Annotated in this window: 21 protein-coding genes and 1 pseudogene; 16 read left to right on the top strand and 6 right to left on the bottom strand. The window is 65.2% G+C overall.

Going from position 1 to position 15,762, the window contains the following annotated elements; genetic code table 11:
* Window positions 1-46 precede the first annotated feature (46 nt).
* Window positions 47-463, top strand: a complete 417-nt coding sequence (locus VO57_015890; GenBank protein XBL69594.1) for a hypothetical protein — start codon at window positions 47-49, stop codon at window positions 461-463.
* Here VO57_015890 and VO57_015885 read toward each other — a convergent pair.
* The gene (locus tag VO57_015885) at window positions 460-1,047 is read right to left on the bottom strand and encodes a DUF998 domain-containing protein (GenBank protein XBL69593.1); all 588 of its coding nucleotides are present in this window, start codon (window positions 1,045-1,047) and stop codon (window positions 460-462) included. The genes VO57_015890 and VO57_015885 overlap by 4 nt on opposite strands.
* Before the next feature lie 100 nt (window positions 1,048-1,147).
* Here VO57_015885 and cysS point away from each other — a divergent pair, with 100 nt between their 5' ends.
* From cysS to VO57_015865, 4 genes and pseudogenes are all read left to right on the top strand, one after another.
* Window positions 1,148-2,599, top strand: coding sequence for a cysteine--tRNA ligase (cysS, locus tag VO57_015880; GenBank protein ID XBL69592.1), 1,452 nt, complete (start codon window positions 1,148-1,150; stop codon window positions 2,597-2,599).
* 119 nt (window positions 2,600-2,718) lie between these two features.
* Window positions 2,719-3,657: a D-2-hydroxyacid dehydrogenase gene (locus VO57_015875; GenBank protein XBL69591.1), complete on the top strand. Its 939-nt coding sequence runs from the start codon at window positions 2,719-2,721 to the stop codon at window positions 3,655-3,657.
* A 66-nt stretch (window positions 3,658-3,723) separates the two neighbouring features.
* Window positions 3,724-5,384: pseudogene (locus tag VO57_015870) on the top strand (acetolactate synthase large subunit).
* A gap of 28 nt (window positions 5,385-5,412) precedes the next feature.
* The gene (locus VO57_015865; protein ID XBL69590.1) at window positions 5,413-6,843 is read left to right on the top strand and encodes an aldehyde dehydrogenase family protein; all 1,431 of its coding nucleotides are present in this window, start codon (window positions 5,413-5,415) and stop codon (window positions 6,841-6,843) included.
* A gap of 90 nt (window positions 6,844-6,933) precedes the next feature.
* On the opposite strand, the gene VO57_015860 is transcribed toward VO57_015865, so the two are convergent.
* On the bottom strand, window positions 6,934-7,290 hold the full coding sequence (locus tag VO57_015860; GenBank protein XBL69589.1) for a hypothetical protein: 357 nt from the start codon (window positions 7,288-7,290) through the stop codon (window positions 6,934-6,936).
* Window positions 7,280-7,480 (bottom strand): hypothetical protein, encoded by a 201-nt coding sequence (locus tag VO57_015855; protein XBL69588.1) that lies wholly within the window; start codon window positions 7,478-7,480, stop codon window positions 7,280-7,282. Before VO57_015855 ends, VO57_015860 begins: the two co-directional genes overlap by 11 nt.
* Before the next feature lie 112 nt (window positions 7,481-7,592).
* On the opposite strand from VO57_015855, the gene VO57_015850 reads away from it, so the two are divergent.
* The 4 genes from VO57_015850 to VO57_015835 all read left to right on the top strand — a co-directional run bounded on the left by VO57_015850 (window position 7,593) and on the right by VO57_015835 (window position 9,556).
* On the top strand, window positions 7,593-8,288 hold the full coding sequence (locus VO57_015850; protein ID XBL69587.1) for a S24 family peptidase: 696 nt from the start codon (window positions 7,593-7,595) through the stop codon (window positions 8,286-8,288).
* 12 nt (window positions 8,289-8,300) lie between these two features.
* On the top strand, window positions 8,301-8,984 hold the full coding sequence (locus VO57_015845) for a sel1 repeat family protein (GenBank protein ID XBL69586.1): 684 nt from the start codon (window positions 8,301-8,303) through the stop codon (window positions 8,982-8,984).
* A gap of 120 nt (window positions 8,985-9,104) precedes the next feature.
* The gene (locus VO57_015840; GenBank protein XBL69585.1) at window positions 9,105-9,311 is read left to right on the top strand and encodes a hypothetical protein; all 207 of its coding nucleotides are present in this window, start codon (window positions 9,105-9,107) and stop codon (window positions 9,309-9,311) included.
* Complete coding sequence (locus tag VO57_015835) at window positions 9,308-9,556, top strand: Flp family type IVb pilin (protein ID XBL69584.1); 249 nt, start codon at window positions 9,308-9,310, stop codon at window positions 9,554-9,556. Before VO57_015840 ends, VO57_015835 begins: the two co-directional genes overlap by 4 nt.
* A 29-nt stretch (window positions 9,557-9,585) precedes the next feature.
* Here the strand turns inward: VO57_015835 and VO57_015830 are convergent, their stop codons facing one another.
* Complete coding sequence (locus VO57_015830; protein XBL69583.1) at window positions 9,586-9,987, bottom strand: hypothetical protein; 402 nt, start codon at window positions 9,985-9,987, stop codon at window positions 9,586-9,588.
* Window positions 9,988-10,105: 118 nt separating this feature from the next.
* On the opposite strand from VO57_015830, the gene VO57_015825 reads away from it, so the two are divergent.
* Window positions 10,106-10,747: an MBL fold metallo-hydrolase gene (locus VO57_015825; GenBank protein XBL71358.1), complete on the top strand. Its 642-nt coding sequence runs from the start codon at window positions 10,106-10,108 to the stop codon at window positions 10,745-10,747.
* 33 nt (window positions 10,748-10,780) lie between these two features.
* On the opposite strand, the gene VO57_015820 is transcribed toward VO57_015825, so the two are convergent.
* Complete coding sequence (locus VO57_015820; GenBank protein ID XBL69582.1) at window positions 10,781-11,179, bottom strand: MAPEG family protein; 399 nt, start codon at window positions 11,177-11,179, stop codon at window positions 10,781-10,783.
* Window positions 11,180-11,409: 230 nt separating this feature from the next.
* On the opposite strand from VO57_015820, the gene rpmF reads away from it, so the two are divergent.
* The 5 genes from rpmF (at window position 11,410) to VO57_015795 (ending at window position 14,606) form a co-directional block, all read left to right on the top strand.
* Window positions 11,410-11,592 carry a 50S ribosomal protein L32 gene (gene rpmF, locus VO57_015815; protein XBL69581.1) on the top strand — a complete coding sequence of 61 codons (183 nt, stop codon included), beginning with the start codon at window positions 11,410-11,412 and terminating at the stop codon, window positions 11,590-11,592.
* A gap of 26 nt (window positions 11,593-11,618) precedes the next feature.
* Window positions 11,619-12,701: a phosphate acyltransferase PlsX gene (gene plsX, locus VO57_015810; GenBank protein ID XBL69580.1), complete on the top strand. Its 1,083-nt coding sequence runs from the start codon at window positions 11,619-11,621 to the stop codon at window positions 12,699-12,701.
* Window positions 12,702-12,733: 32 nt separating this feature from the next.
* Window positions 12,734-13,678, top strand: coding sequence for a beta-ketoacyl-ACP synthase III (locus VO57_015805; protein XBL69579.1), 945 nt, complete (start codon window positions 12,734-12,736; stop codon window positions 13,676-13,678).
* A 153-nt stretch (window positions 13,679-13,831) separates the two neighbouring features.
* A complete protein-coding gene (locus VO57_015800; protein XBL69578.1) occupies window positions 13,832-14,134 on the top strand; it encodes an integration host factor subunit alpha in 303 nt (100 codons plus the stop codon).
* Between the two features lies 1 nt (window position 14,135).
* Complete coding sequence (locus VO57_015795) at window positions 14,136-14,606, top strand: MerR family transcriptional regulator (GenBank protein ID XBL69577.1); 471 nt, start codon at window positions 14,136-14,138, stop codon at window positions 14,604-14,606.
* A 22-nt stretch (window positions 14,607-14,628) separates the two neighbouring features.
* Here VO57_015795 and VO57_015790 read toward each other — a convergent pair whose 3' ends face one another.
* Window positions 14,629-15,081 carry an Lrp/AsnC family transcriptional regulator gene (locus VO57_015790; GenBank protein ID XBL69576.1) on the bottom strand — a complete coding sequence of 151 codons (453 nt, stop codon included), beginning with the start codon at window positions 15,079-15,081 and terminating at the stop codon, window positions 14,629-14,631.
* 73 nt (window positions 15,082-15,154) lie between these two features.
* On the opposite strand from VO57_015790, the gene VO57_015785 reads away from it, so the two are divergent.
* A complete protein-coding gene (locus tag VO57_015785) occupies window positions 15,155-15,760 on the top strand; it encodes a LysE family translocator (protein XBL69575.1) in 606 nt (201 codons plus the stop codon).
* The last annotated feature ends 2 nt before the right edge of the window (window positions 15,761-15,762 follow it).

Genomic DNA, 15,762 nt, shown 5'->3' with positions numbered 1-15,762 from the left:
CAGTCGGCCGGGCGATTGAACATGGCACGGATTTGAAGGAGCGGACATGCGTATCATCGGCTGGATTCTGACCATGGCGGCGGTCTGCGCGCTTGCGGCATGCGACGCACCCGACACGGCCAAGCCCGATGCGGAGCCGAGCGCTACGCAGGCCTCCGACCCTGCGCCGGTGATCGACCCGGTCGGCCCGAGCGAGGCCGAACCCACTCCGCCAAGCGACGAATATGCGAACAGCCGCCCCGCGCTCGACAACAGCGCTGCCGAGCCGGTCGAAGGCTCCTGCCTTGCCGAACTGGGGCGCGAGAAGGCCGAAACCCTGTCGGAGCAGTGCTACAACATGTCGCCCGCCACGCGGCCGGCGTGCAATATCCAGAACTCCTGCGACACGATCCGCGCCGAGCTGAAGCGCGGCTGCAACTTCGGCGACACTTCTGACAATCCGGACTACTGCGACCGGCTCTAGCTCCGCTCGTCCTCGGGCACACGCCGGACGATGTCCGGGTCGCGCCAGATCATTATGCCCATGGTGACGAACCAGCCCAGCTTGCCGAAGGCGAGCGCGCGCTCATAGAGACCGTCCCACCCGGTTGGCACGACGAACAGGAACGGCGCGGCCAGCGCCCACACGACTCCGCCGACATACAGCGCAATGCCCAGCCGCCGGTCGATCTCGTAGAACTGGCCCGCGGTCAGCAGCACGGTGAGCGGGAAGGCGACGCCCATCAGGTAGACCAGCTTGTAGTGGATCTGCATGCCCTCGCCGGTCGAATAGGCCTCGTACGCCGCGATCAGCGTGTAATCGAGCGCTAGCACCACCAGCAGCACGGTGCCCAGACGCCAGTCCCAGCGCGATACGCGCCAGCGGACTAGGCCGATGGTCACGGCGAGCACGCCGACGACGAAGGCATAGATGCCGAGGTCGGAAAGAATGTCCCACTTGCCTGCTGCAAGGTTGCTGATCGTGTCGCTGGCCAGCCCGATCCGGTCTGACAGAGCTGCCCCCAGCAGGTCGCACACGACCGAGATCGCGCAGCCCACGATGGCCACGCCGCCCAGCGTGTGTGAAAGCGTGTCCGTGCCTGAATCCTTGCTGATAGTATCGCTCCGGTGTTGCGCAGCCGTGCCGCTTGGCGCATTTGCGCGGGCTATGACCGACGCGCCGCAACTCAAGCTATTCAATTCTCTCAACCGTCAGCTGGAACCCTTCGTTCCGGTCCACGAGGGGGAGGCGCGCGTCTACACCTGCGGGCCGACCGTCTATAACTACCCGCATATCGGCAATATGCGCGCCTATGTGTTCGCCGATGTGCTGGGGCGCACGCTCAGTTGGCGCGGTTACAAGCTCACCCACATCATCAACATCACCGATGTTGGCCACCTGACCGACGACGCGGATGCGGGCGAAGACAAGCTGGAGAAGATGGCTGCGAAGCAGAAGCAGTCGATCTGGGATATTGCCGAGCACTATACGCAGGCGTTCAAGGCGGATGTGGCGGCGCTCAACATCCGTGAGCCCGCCGAATGGTCTGTGGCGACCGATTACATCGAGCAGATGATCGACTTCGCGAAGCAGATCGAGGCGAAGCACTGCTACCAGCTGGAGAGCGGGCTCTATTTCGATGTCTCGACGGTGGAGGATTACGGGCGGCTGGCGCGCGCGGTCACCGAAGAGGGCGAGGGCCGGATTGACACGGTCGAGGGCAAGCGCAACGCCGCCGATTTCGCGATCTGGCGGACCACGCCCGAGGGCGAGACGCGGCAGATGGAGTGGGATTCGCCGTGGGGTCGCGGAGCTCCCGGCTGGCACCTCGAATGCAGCGTGATGGGCGGCAAGCTGCTCGGCTTCCCGTTCGACATCCACACCGGCGGGATCGACCACCGCGAGATCCACCACCCCAACGAGATCGCGCAGAACCAGGCCTACTGCGGCTGCGGCGGGCTCGACGACGCGGCGCATTCGGGCGCGAAGATCTGGATGCACAACAACTTCCTGGTCGAGCGGTCGGGCAAGATGAGCAAGTCCTCGGGCGAGTTCCTCCGCCTGCAGCTTCTGATCGACAAGGGATACCACCCGCTCGCCTACCGGATGATGTGCCTCCAGGCGCACTACCGCAGCGAGCTGGAGTTCTCGTGGGAGGGCCTCGGCGCGGCGTTGACGCGGCTCAAGCGGATGGTGATGGCGGTGCAGCCGTTGCGCGAGGTGGAAAGCGCTGCGACCGATCATCCGAAGTTTGCCCCTGCGCTTGCCAAGTTCCAGGACGCGATGGCCGACGATCTCAACACCGCAATCGCGCTGACCGCGCTCGAAGATGCGCTGGCGACCAAGAAGGTCGATGCCGGGATCAAGCGCGCCGTGGTCGAACGGATGGACGCCGTCCTCGGCCTCGGCCTGCTCGACCTCGCGCGGACCGATCTGCGGCTCCGCCCGAAAGACGCGATCATCACCGAAGCCGAGATCGAGGACGCGCTGGAGCGCCGTAAGGCTGCGCGGGCGGAGAAGGACTTTGCCACCTCCGACGCGATCCGTGACGAACTCGCCGCGAAGGGCGTCGAGGTGATGGATGGCGACCCGCTCGGCTGGGAATGGAAGCTGGCGTGAGGCCAAACCGTCACCCCGGACTTGATCCGGGGTGGTGCTTCACTTCTGGTCCGTGCGCGTGAAAGAGAAGCCTTGGCCCGGATCAAGTCCGGGCCGACGAGACAAGAGAGGTTGAGCCTTTGACCACCGCAGTCCTGTCCGCACTGATCCGCCCGCTGGTGGAGCCGCGCCTGCCCGACTGGGTCGAGCCGCTGTGGTTCATGAGCAAGGAGGAGGCGATCGAACTCGCGCCGCGTGCGGAGATCGGCTGGTTCGATTTCAACCAGCCCGGCCCGATGTGCGAGGTGGTGACCGCCGCGACCAACCTCAAATGGCTCAACTCGATCTACGCCGGGCTCGATTTCCTGCCGCTCGACCTGCTGGAGCAGCGCGGCACGATCGTCACCAACGGCGCTGGCATCAACGCGATCACCATCGCCGAATATGTCGTCATGCTGATGCTGACCCATGCCAAGGGCTACCGCGAGGTGGTCCGCGCGCAGGATCGGCACGAGTGGTTGCAGGACAGCCCCGGCAAGCGCGAGCTGGCGGGCGAGCGGGTGCTGCTGCTGGGCCTCGGCGCGATCGGGCAGCTGGTGAAGACCCGGCTCGAAGCCTTCGACATGGAGGTGGTGCCAGTGCGCCGCTCGGGCGCGGATGGCGCGCTGAAGCCGGACGAATGGCGCGGCAAGCTGGGCGAGTTCGACTGGGTCGTGCTGGCGGTGCCCTCGACCCCCGAAACGCACCACATGATCGGTGCGGACGAACTCGCGGCGATGAAGGCCAACGCCGTGCTGGTGAATATCGCGCGCGGCGATGTGGTCGACCAGGATGCGCTGGTCGATGCGCTGGAGGGCAAGCGGATCGAGGCCGCGCTGCTCGATGTCACCGATCCCGAGCCACTGCCTGAAGACCATCCGCTGTGGAGCCTGCACAACGCGCAGGTCACCATGCACCTGTCGGGCCGCGCGCAGAGCAAGATGTTTCAGCGCAGCGCCGACCGCTTCATCGAGAATCTTGCCCGCTGGCACGCGGGCGAACCGGTCGAGCCGCGTTTCGACCCTGCGCTGGGTTACTGAACGCTTCGCGAAACCAATCCGTGCCGCCGCCCGTATAGGTCGGGCACACCAGGAGGGGAGAGAGCGATGGCCGAGGGACAAGCGATCAAGACGAGCGATCTGTTCGTCCAATGCCTTGAGGCGGAGGGCGCCGAATATGTCTTCGGCGTTCCGGGCGAGGAGAACCTCGACCTGCTCGATTCGCTCTCGCGCTCCGACATCCGTCTGGTGCTCACCCGGCACGAGCAGGGCGCGGGCTTCATGGCTGCGACCTATGGCCGGCTGACCGGCAAGGCGGCGGTATGCCTGACCACGCTGGGGCCCGGCGCGACCAATGCGCTGACCGCGGTCGCCTATGCCCAGCTTGGCGGGATGCCGATGCTGACCGTGACCGGGCAGAAGCCGATCAAGCATTCCAAGCAGGGCCGCTTCCAGATCCTCGATGTGGTCGCGATGATGAACCCGGTGACCAAGTTCGCGCACCAGCTGGCGAGCGGGGAGACGCTGCCCGCAAGGGTGCGCGAGGCGGTGCGGCTGGCGGAGGAAGAGCGGCCGGGCGCGACCCATCTCGAACTGCCCGAAGACATTGCCGCGGAGGAGGCCGTCGCCGCCCCTCTCAAAGCCTCGGTCGCGCGCCGTCCCTCTGCCGAGCCCAAGGCGGTGCGGATCGCGGTCGAGGCGGTGGAAGCCGCGAAGAAGCCGCTGCTGGTGATCGGCGCGGGCGCGAACCGCAACATGGCGAGCAAGATGCTCGGCGAATTCGTCGACAAGACGGGCATTCCCTTCGTCACCACCCAGATGGGCAAGGGCGTGCTGGACGAGGAACGGCCGCTGTTCCTCGGCTGCGCGGCGCTGTCTTCGGGCGATTTCGTCCACCGCGCGATCGAGGAAGCGGACTGCATCCTCTCGATCGGGCACGACGTGATCGAGAAGCCGCCCTTCTTCATGCACCGCGACGACAAGCGGGTCGTCATCCACGTGTCGTACAACACGGCGGAGGTGGACCCGGTGTACTTCCCGCAGATCGAGGTGATCGGCGATATCGCCAATGCGATCTGGCAGATGAAGGAGGCGATCACCCCGCGCGAAGACTGGGATGCGCAATGCATGCTGCGCTACCGCGAGGCGGAGCTGGAGCATTCGGACGCATTGATGGAAGACCGCGCTTCCCGATCTTCCCGCCCTTCCTCGTCGGCGCGATCCGCCGGGCGATGCCGAAGGACGGGGTGATCTGCCTCGACAACGGGGTCTACAAGCTGTGGTTCGCAAGGAACTACATGGCGCATCTGCCGAACACGATCCTGCTCGACAACGCGCTCGCCAGCATGGGCGCGGGCCTGCCCAGCGCGATCGCCACCGCGCTGGTCCATCCGCAGCGCAAGGTGCTGGCGGTGTGCGGCGATGGCGGCTTCATGATGAGCGGGCAGGAACTGGAAACGGCCGTGCGGCTGGGCGTCGATCTGACCGTGCTGATCCTGCGCGACGATGCCTATGGCATGATCCGCTGGAAGCAGAAGAACATGGGGCTGGCCGACTATGGCCTGACCTTCGGCAATCCCGATTTCGTCGACTACGCGACCAGCTTCGGTGCGCATGGCCACCGGGTCGAGAGCGCGGAGCATCTCGAACAGCTGCTGGCGCAGTGCCGCGATGCGGGCGGGGTGCATCTGATCGACTGCCCGGTCGACTATTCGGAAAACGATTCGCTGCTCAACCATGAGATCAAGGAACGCAGCGCGCAGCTTTGAGGTTGCCTTGGTAAAGGAGATTGCCCCCGTGCCACAGCTCAAGGACACTTACCCCCTCTACCTTCGCAACGAGGCCGCGCAGCCCAACACCGATCTCGAGGTGACGGACAAGTACACCGGCGAGGTCGCCTTCCGCACCGCGCTCGCGACGCCGGAGATCATCGACGACGCGATCGTCGGTACGGTCGAGGCGACGGAGCCGATGGCACGGCTCGCCAGCTACCAGCGGCAGGATGTGCTGATGCACTGCGTGAAACGGTTCGAGGAACGCTTCGACGAGCTCGCCTACGCGCTGTGCGTCGAAGCCGGAAAGCCGATCGGCGACAGCGAGGGCGAAGTCACCCGCCTGATCGACACCTTCCGCATCGCCGCCGAGGAAAGCGTGCGGCTGGGCGGCGAGGTCATGCCGCTCGACATTTCCGAACGCGCCAAGGGCTACCAGTCGATCTGGAAGCGTGTGCCCATCGGCCCGTGCAGCTTCATCTCGCCCTTCAACTTCCCGCTGAACCTCGCGGCGCACAAGATCGCGCCCGCACTCGCGGTCGGCTGCCCCTTCGTGCTCAAGCCCGCGAGCAAGACGCCGCTAGGCGCGATCATCATCGGCGAGGTGCTGGCCGAGACCGACCTGCCCAAGGGCGCCTTCTCGATCCTGCCCGCCAGCCGCGACGGGGCGGACCTGTTCACCACCGACGAACGGCTCAAGCTGCTCAGCTTCACCGGGTCGGACGAGGTCGGCTGGGCGCTGAAAGCCCGGGCAGGCAAGAAGAAGGTCGTGATGGAACTGGGCGGCAACGCCGCGGTCATCATCGATCGCGATGCCGATCTCAAGGATGCTCTGCCGCGCGTCATCAAGGGTGCCTTCTACCAGTCCGGCCAGTCATGTATCTCGGTCCAGCGCATCCTCATCCACGAGGATGTGTACGACGAGTTTCGCGACATGCTGGTCGAGGAAGCGAAAGCCCTCGTCGCGGGCGATCCCAAGGACAAGGACACCTTCATCGGTCCGATGATCGACGACGGCGAGGCCGAACGGGTCGAGGCATGGACGAAAGAAGCGCTCGACCATGGTGCAAAGCTGCTGTGCGGCGGTACGCGTGACGGGCGGATGATCCCTGCGACCCTGCTCGAAAACGTAGACCGCGACGCCAAGGTGGTGAACGAGGAAGTGTTCGGTCCGCTCGCCGTTCTGATGAAGTTCTCCACCTTCGACGAGGCGATCGAGGAAACCAACCGCTCCGAATTCGGGCTGCAGGCGGGCATTTTCACGCGCGACCTGTTCAAGATGTTCGATGCGTGGGACCGGCTGGATTACGGCGGCATCTGCATCAACGAGATCCCCAGCTACCGGGTCGACAACATGCCCTATGGCGGGGTCAAGAACTCCGGCTTGGGCCGCGAAGGCGTGCGTTTCGCGATGGAGGACATGACCGAGATCCGGAACCTCGTGATCCGGCGGTGACCGGCGTGTTCGGGGCCGGTTTGACGCGGCCCCTGACACACCTGACACACAGTCCAGGGGGTTAAAAATCACCCCTGCCACGGCCCCCGCTCACCCATCCTCCAGCAACAGCAGTTCGCAGGCGACGGTGAGCCGGGGTGATGGGGCAAGGACATGGTCCACCGCGCTTACCGTCGCATCGGCGACCAGCTGGCCGGGCAGGGCGAATTCGTGATCGGGCAGCTCGGCGATCAGCACTTCGCCGCCCGCGATCGCCTCGGATGTCTCGAACGCCAGCCGCACCGTGTGGCGGGTGCCGGCGAAGGTGATGCTCGCCCAGCCACGCTCGCGGTGGTCGAGCACGCGGCCCTCGCCCCCGGCGAGCGCGATCAGCGCCCGTTCCAGCCGTCCGGCGGTGCCGCGACGATGGGCGGGCGCGGCGGCCCGGGGAAGGGCCTCAGCCTGCATGGCGCGGCTCCTCCATCCGGGCGCGCCATTCGGCCATGAAGCCGTCCACGCGCCGCTCCGTGCCGGAGCGCGGCATGCGCCCGTTGCGCAGGTCGAGCACGAAGCGTGGATCATGCGTCGCGAGACGCCCGAATTTGGTCGCAGGCATATCGAATTCGCGCAAAAACCTCTCTATCCTTCGAATCAGCATAAATTTCCCTCACAGATGGCTTTGACAGGTCGCTTCGGCGCCGCGGTGAAGGATTGCTCGCCTGTGAAATCCTACTTGTCTAGGAAAAATCTTTTGCTATAGGAAATTGCGTATGAGCGATGATCGACCCTCTGCGGGCAGCCTGCCAGGCGATCCGGCGCGTGCACGCCTGCTCGAACTCGCGCAGGCGCGGGGCTCCAGCCTTGCCGCGCTTTCCAAGCTTATCGACCGTAATTCCAGCTATTTGCAGCAGTTCATCCGCAAGGGGAGCCCGCGCAAGCTGGAGGAGCAGGACAGGCGCACGCTGGCCCAGTTCTTCGGTGTCGACGAGAGTGAGTTGGTCCCCGAGATGAGTGGCGCGGAGGAAAAATCCTATGGTGCGTCTCGCTTCTCTGCGGGCGACGAGGATTTCCACGCGATCCCGCGCCTCTCGCTCGCCGCAGCGGCGGGGCCCGGGCAATTCGCCAATGGCGAGGCGCCGTTCGACAATTTCGGCTTTTCGGGCCGCTGGCTGCGCGAAAACGGGTTCGATCCGAAAATGCTCTCTGCGCTGACGGTGGAGGGCGATTCGATGGAGCCGCTGCTGCGCCACGGCGACGAGATCCTGATCGATCGCGGTTCGCGGTTCGAGCGGGACGGGGTCCACGTCGTGCGCATGGGTGACACGCTGATGGTCAAGCGACTGGCGAGCGCCGGGGCGGGGCGGATCGCCCTGCTTAGCCAGAATCTCGCCTACCCACCGGTGGAAGTCGGGCTGGACGAAATCGAGGTGCTGGGCCGCGTGGTGTGGAAGAGCGGGCGGTTGTGATAAGTTAAGCCGATGGCCTGTCTGCTCTGCCGTTTCATCCGCACTTTCCTGCCCTCTCCCTCCGAGGAAAGGCGACACGCCTTTTGGATGTATGTCTACGACTGGGAGGCAGACTTTGGCAGGGACTGGGAACCCCGACACGAAGATGAAAGCGTTAGAGAACGGGCGGCGGTGGTCGCCACGCTTCTGAAAAAGGATCCCAAGGCAGCGATCGAAGAGCTTTCTGATCTGGCTGAATTGGGTGCGGCTTGGCCAGCGCGCGTGCTAGGGCATTTTTACCGGGACGGCGACGTGGTCGAACAGGACCTGAGGTTAGCTGAAGCCTACTTTTATAAGGCGCACGAGGTCGGCTCGTGGATGGGCTCGCTGGACATGGCAAGACTGCTTTTCAGATACTCGATCAACGAAAATTGGAAAGTCTTACTCGAGAACGGAGACAAGGCAGGTTTTATCCCCTCCACCTTCTGGCTCGCGTGGTATTCATCCGGCCAATCACCGACGCTCTCGAACGCGCGGCGGGTACGACCCTTGCTCGAGAAGGCCGCAGAAGCCGGTCACCCCAGGGCGCGGTATATGCTTGCGGCATGGAAGCTAAACGGCAAGTTCGGCCTCCGTGAAATCCCACAGGGGGCTCGCGAAGGCGGACTGGTCATGCAGCAATTCGTTAATCGCGAATTGCCTTCCAACGAGACTTAGGAATCTTTGCTTGGCGAAGCAGGGTAGCTTGCGGCCAGGATGCTGTCGAAGCTTCCACCAGCGCGCACTTCGCCACCTCGGCTCGATGGCCGGTACAGCCGACCCTCACCAAACATCTCCATGAAAGCCGCCATCCTGCCGGCGATCCCGTTGCGACAGTACAGCTCGCCGATCTGGGATGCGCAGGCGGGGGAGGCCGCGCTGACCAGTCTCGGCGGTGACGGAGTTTGGCTCGGTGCCGCAGTACGTATCCCTAACGTTTCTGCGCCGTTTAGAGGATTCTTCACCTTCGAGCGTCATGATCCCTGCGAAATCCGGGGGACATGATGATTACCAGACATCTGCTGCGCGACGAGACGGGCACATCGGCGATCGAATATGCGGTCATCATGGCGCTGATCGGGGTTGGACTGGTCGGGGCGCTCAACGCGCTCGGGACGGAGACGGCGAACAGCTATTCCAATGCGGCGGTCGCGCTGGAGCCTGCTGCGGACGAACCCGCGCCTGCGCCCACGGCAACGCCCCCGCGCGTCCCCGGTCGACCGGGCGGTGGCAATCGCGTCCCACGCTAAGGCGATCTGCGCGTCTTCAGGCTTGTTTTTCAGGACGGGGGACGGCGGTAGTCGGGATCTTTCAGAGACAGCATGTAATCGGTGACCAGCGCGACATCCGCGTCGGTCAGCCCCACATCCATGATGTCCGGGTAGTTGTGCGCATCGCGCAGATAGGCGGTCAGCGTTTCGCGGGTCAGCCCGTCGCGATTGGCGATTTCGGGGAAGGTCGGCGCCTGCGGCAGGGGCGAGAGCGTGCCCGGCGTCACCGCGTGGCAGCTGCCGCACACCGCGCCCACCAGCATCGGCACGCCGTCAGCATCGGTCTGGGCAAGCTCCGCGCGGCTCGGCTGCGATTCGGCAGCGGTGGCGGACTGCACGGGCGTATCCGGCTGGCAGGCTGCCAGTGCGAGGGTGCCCACGGCTGCGAGCAGGACGAATTGCGGCTTCATGGTCGGCGATCCCTTTTTCAGGCCTTGGGGAAGGGTACCGCCGCCCTTGCCACCGATCAATCGGTGTTCCATCTCGGGGGCCATGACCCAGACCAACGCCTCTTCCCAAGCCTCCCCCATGAAAGCCGCGATCCTGCCGGTGACGCCGCTGCAGCAGAACTGCTCGCTGATCTGGTGTACGCAGACCAACAAGGCCGCGCTGATCGATCCGGGCGGCGATCTCGACAAGCTGAAGGCGGGCGTCGCCAAGGCGGGGGTGGAGCTGGAGAAGATCCTCATCACGCATGGTCATCTCGACCATTGCGGGCAGGCCGGGATGCTGGCGCAGGAGCTGGGCCTGCCGATCGAAGGCCCGCACGAGGCGGACCGGTTCTGGATTGCGCGGCTCGATGAAGACGGCGCGCGCTTCCAGATGGAGGCCGCGAGTTTCGAGCCCGACCGCTGGCTGGAGGATGGCGACACCGTCACCGTCGGCAACCTGACGCTGGAGGTGATCCACTGCCCCGGCCACACGCCGGGCCACGTGATCTTCTTCAACCGCGACCGCAAGTTCGCGATCGTGGGTGACGTGCTGTTCCAGGGGAGCATTGGCCGCACCGATTTCCCGATGAGCGATCATCAGAGCCTGATCGACGCGATCACCAGGAAGCTGTGGCCGCTGGGCGACGATGTCACCTTCATCCCTGGCCACGGTCCGACCAGCACCTTCGGCCAGGAACGCCGCACCAACCCCTTCGTGGGCGACGCGGCGCTGGCGTGAGCGCAGCAGCTTCCCTTTCTTGAGGGAGGGGGCTCAGACCACCCCGAACCCGATCAGCGCGGCGAACACGCTCAGCCCCAGCAGCGTGAGCATCGTCACGATCACACCGATCTGCCGCGGCAGCCCGCCTTTCTCGGCGTCCATCCCGACGCCGTGCAGGATTCGCGCGAACACGAACAGGATCGAGAGGAGGTGCAGCCACATCCCGCCGCGCCCGGCCAGTTCGATCAGCACGATCAGCGCGAGCACGAAGGGCGCGGTTTCGACGAAATTGAGCTGCGCGCGCATCCGCCGGGCGAGCAGGGGATTGCCGCCATCGCCGTGGCCGATCTTGGCCTTCAGCCGCGCGCGGCCGCAGCGCACCGCCAGCCACAGCGCCAGCAGCCCGAACATGGCGGCGCTGGTCAGCGACACCGGCAGCATGATATCCATCGCATTCTCTCCCGTGCAGATCGTACAGGGGACAGGCTTTAGCGCGGTGTTCGCGATGGCCAAGCGCCAAGCTGCGCTTGCATCGCGCGGCAGAATCGGTATAGCGCGCGCCTCTTGCCGCCATTGACGGAGCGTGAGCGCCGCACGACATAGCCGTTGTGCAGGTGCTTCCCCTCGCTTAAGGGCGGCTCTCAAGTATTGATTTTTAACCGTTTAGAACAGGTGCCGCCATGGCCGTCCCCAAGAGAAAAGTATCGCCGCATCGCCGGGGCAATCGGCGCGCGCATGATTCGCTGAAGGTCGAAGCCTTCCATGAATGCGACAATTGCGGCGAATTGAAGCGCCCGCACAACATGTGCGGCCACTGCGGTCATTATAATGGCCGCCTGGTGCTCGAGCCCAAGGGCCTCTGAGCCCATCACGGTAAGGACGTAATCGCATGAGTCTTCCGCGTATCGCCGTCGACGCGATGGGCGGCGACGAAGGCGTGCGCGTGATGGTCGAGGGTGCAGCCCTCGCCCGCCGTCGGCATGAGAAGTTCAACTTCTTACTGATGGGCGACCGTGCGCAGATCGAGCGCGCGCTGGAGAGCCATCCCGGGCTCGCCGGTGCGGCCGAGATCCGCCATTGCGAATCGGTGGTCGAGGGCGAGGACAAGCCTTCGCAGGCGCTCCGCCGTGCCAAGGGCACGTCGATGGGCGAAGCCGTCGCTGCGGTGAAACGCGGCGAAGCCGGCGCTGCGGTCAGCGCGGGCAATACCGGTGCGCTGATGGCGATCAGCAAGGTCGCGCTGCGCACCCTGCCCGGGATCGACCGGCCCGCACTCGCCGCATTGCTTCCCACGCTCGAAGAGCAGGACGTCATCATGCTCGACCTCGGTGCCAATACCGAGTGCGATGCGCGCAATCTCGTCCAGTTCGCGATCATGGGTGCGGCCTATTCCCGCATCGTCACCGGGCGTCCGCGCCCGCGCGTGCGACTGCTCAATATCGGCACCGAAGACATCAAGGGCACCGGCGAAGTGCAGGAAGCGGCAAAGCACCTGCGCGCGGCCAAGACGCTGGCGATCGACTTCGACGGCTTCGTCGAGGCGGACAAGATCAACCGCGGCGATGTCGACGTGGTGGTGACCGACGGTTTCTCCGGCAATATCGCCTTGAAGGCGATCGAAGGTTCGGCCCGATTCGTGACCGACCTGCTCAAGACCGCGTTCCGCTCCTCGCTGCGCTCCAAGATCGGCTTCCTCGTCTCGCGCCCCGCGACCGAGCTGCTGCGTCACCATCTGGACCCCAACAACCACAATGGCGCGGTCTTCCTCGGCCTCAACGGCGTGGTTGTGAAAAGCCACGGCAGCGCAACGGCAAATGGCGTTGCCAACGCGGTCGCAGTGGCAGCGCGGCTGCTGGAAGAAGACCTCACCGCACGGATCGGCGAAGACCTCGCCGAACTGGGCGACAGCCTGATGGCGGGCGGCCACCGCTCCCGCACCGACACAAGCAAGATCGAGAGCAGCGCCAAGTGATCCGCTCCCTCATCCGCGGGGCTGGCTCTGCCATGCCCCAACGCGTCGTGACCAATGAAGAGCTGGCAGGCCGGCTCGACACCAGCGACGAGTGGATCGTGGAGCGCACCGGCATCCGCCAGCGCCACATCGCGGGCGAGGGGGAAACCACCGGCACGCTGGCGATCGCGGCCGCGCGCGCCGCGCTGGCCGATGCGGGGATCGACGCGAAGAAGATCGACCTGATCGTTCTCGCCACCGCAACGCCCGACAATACCTTCCCCGCGACCGCCACCAAGGTGCAGGCTGCGCTGGGCTGCAATGGCTGCCCCGCGTTCGACGTGCAGGCGGTATGCTCCGGCTTCCTCTATGCGATGACCACCGCCGACGCGATGCTGCGCAGCGGGCAGGCGACCTGCGCGCTGGTGATCGGCGCGGAAACCTTCAGCCGCATTCTCGACTGGGAAGACCGCACCACCGCCGTGCTGTTCGGTGACGGCGCGGGCGCGATCGTGCTGGAAGCGCAGGACGTTGCCGAGGGTACCGCGAAGAGCGAGGGGCCGGGCATCCTGACCTCGCAGCTCCACGCCGACGGCGCGCAGCACGACCTGCTCTATGTCGATGGCGGGCCCTCGACCACGCAGACCGTGGGCCACCTGCGGATGAAGGGGCGCGAGGTGTTCCGCCACGCGGTCGGCAATCTGGCGCAGGTGCTGGGCGATGTGGTCGCCAAGGCAGGCATCACCGTCGACCAGATCGACTGGGTGGTGCCGCACCAGGCGAATATCCGCATTCTCGAAGCGACCGCGAAGAAGCTGGGCCTGCCACCCGAAAAGGTGATCGTCACGGTCGACCAGCACGCCAACACGTCTGCCGCATCCGTGCCGCTCGCCTTCGCTGCCGCGCGCGCCGACGGGCGGATCAAGCCGGGCGATCTGGTGCTGTTCGAAGCGATGGGCGGCGGGTTCACATGGGGCGCAAGCCTGGTCCGGCTCTGAGCCCGCGCGGCCCCGTAGGGCACGCGAATCGCCGATGGTGCAAAAAACGGTGTGTCGCATTTGCGGCACCACGTAATCATTGCTAGGCTTTCGGCGGTTTATCGAGGCTCTTTCGAGAACACCCGGCAAGAACAGAAAAAGGGATTCCTCACGATGTCGCGCTCGGCGGGTACGCTGACCAGGGCCGATCTGGCCGAAACCATCAATCGCAAACTCGGCTTCAGCCGCGCGGAATCGCTGGCGCTGGTCGAATCGATCCTCGCGCATATGTGCGATTCCCTGAAGGACGGCGAGAACGTCAAGATTTCCGGCTTCGGCAGCTTCGTGCTGCGCGACAAGAAGGAACGCGTCGGTCGCAACCCCAAGACCGGGGTCGAGGTGCCGATCACCCCGCGCCGGGTGATGACCTTCCGCGCCAGCCAGACCCTGCGCGACCGGATCGCAGACGGAAGCTGACATGGCCCGCCGCAGCTTCGACGATGGCAAGGACGCAGACGCGCTTCGGACCATCGGCGAGCTTGGCAAGGCGCTTGGCATAAAGGCGCACGTGCTGCGCTATTGGGAAGAGCAGTTCCCGATGCTGCAGCCTCTGAAACGGAGCGGGGGGCGCCGCTATTACCGGGCCGACGATGTCGCGCTGGTCGAAACGATCGACCGGCTGGTGAACGGCGAAGGCTACACTCTCAAAGGCGCACGCGCGGCGATCGAGAAGGGGCGGGCAGGCATGAATCCTGCAGACGGGGACGACGAGGAACCAGAAGCACCGCGCGAAGGCGTGCGCCGTTACCTGACCGCGCGCGACCTGCCCGACCACGACGAGCCGTCCGCACAGCAGCCGCACCCGCGCCTGCGCCGCGCCGCCGACCGGGTCTTGCTCGACGAGTTGAAGGCGATCCGCGAGGGGCTGGCGGCGGCGATTGGCGAGTAGCTTGCCAATCGCGCGCTGACCGTCAGGCGCGCTCGTCTTTCGGCGATCCCATGACAACGTAGGATGTGATCGACTGCACCTGCTCGACCGTGCCCAGGATCTGGGTGTGGAAGCGCTTGTAATCGGTCAGGTCGGCGGCTTCGACGCGCAGCAGGTATTCGACCGAGCCGGTCACGTTGTGGCACTCGGTCACTTCGGGCGCATCGGCCATCTTTGCCTCGAACGCTTCCTGCGCGGCCTTGGTGTGCTTGTTCAGCCCGACCGCGACATAGGCGACGAAGCCGATGCCCAGCGCCGCGCGGTTGAGTACCGCGCGATAACCATCGATGACGCCGCTGCGCTCCAGCTCCTGCACCCGCCGCAGGCATGCCGACGGCGACAGGCCGACCCGCTGCGCGAGTTCGAGATTGCTGATTCGCCCGTTCAGCGAGAGCTCATGCAATATCTTGCGAGTTATCGTGTCGATCGCGCGCATTGATTGTGCTGGTAGCCGTGATTGAGCGATAATTGCAACTTCATTCGGCGATGAATTGCATATCATGCCGTGCATGACATTGGATCTTCTTCCAGCGCTTGCAGGCTTCGCGCTTGTCTCCTCGATCACCCCGGGGCCGAACAACGTGATGGTGATGGCGTCGGGCGCGAATTTCGGCATGCGTTGCACCGTGCCGCACATCCTCGGTATCGGTTGCGGCTTCGTCGTGATGTTGTTGCTGGTCGGTCTGGGACTGGCGCGGCTGTTCGAGATGTTTCCGGTCATCCGCCTGGTGCTCACCGTGGTCAGCGCGCTCTATCTGCTGTGGCTGGCGTGGAAGATCGCCAATGCCGCCCCGGTCGGCAGCAATATTGGGCGGGGGCGCCCCTTCACGTTCCTGCAGGCCGCGCTGTTCCAGTGGGTCAATCCCAAGGCGTGGATGATGGCGCTGAGCGCGATCACTCTCTACGCGCCCGGCGATTCTACGGGGGCGCTGATGCTCGTCGCGGCGGTGTTCGGGATCGTCAATCTGCCCTGCGTCTCCGCTTGGGCGGGGCTGGGCACGCAGGCCGCACGGTGGCTGTCGAATCCGGCACGGCTCAGGGCGTTCAACTATACGATGGCCGCATGCTTGCTCGCCACGCTTGCACCGGTCCTGGTCGCGGAGTTCGTCCGGTAGTC

Source organism: Citromicrobium bathyomarinum (assembly GCA_001306305.2).
Taxonomy (GTDB): Bacteria; Pseudomonadota; Alphaproteobacteria; order Sphingomonadales; family Sphingomonadaceae; genus Alteriqipengyuania; species Alteriqipengyuania bathyomarina.
The sequence above is the reverse complement of the archived record's forward strand: the minus strand, read 5'-3'. Positions and strand labels throughout refer to the sequence as shown.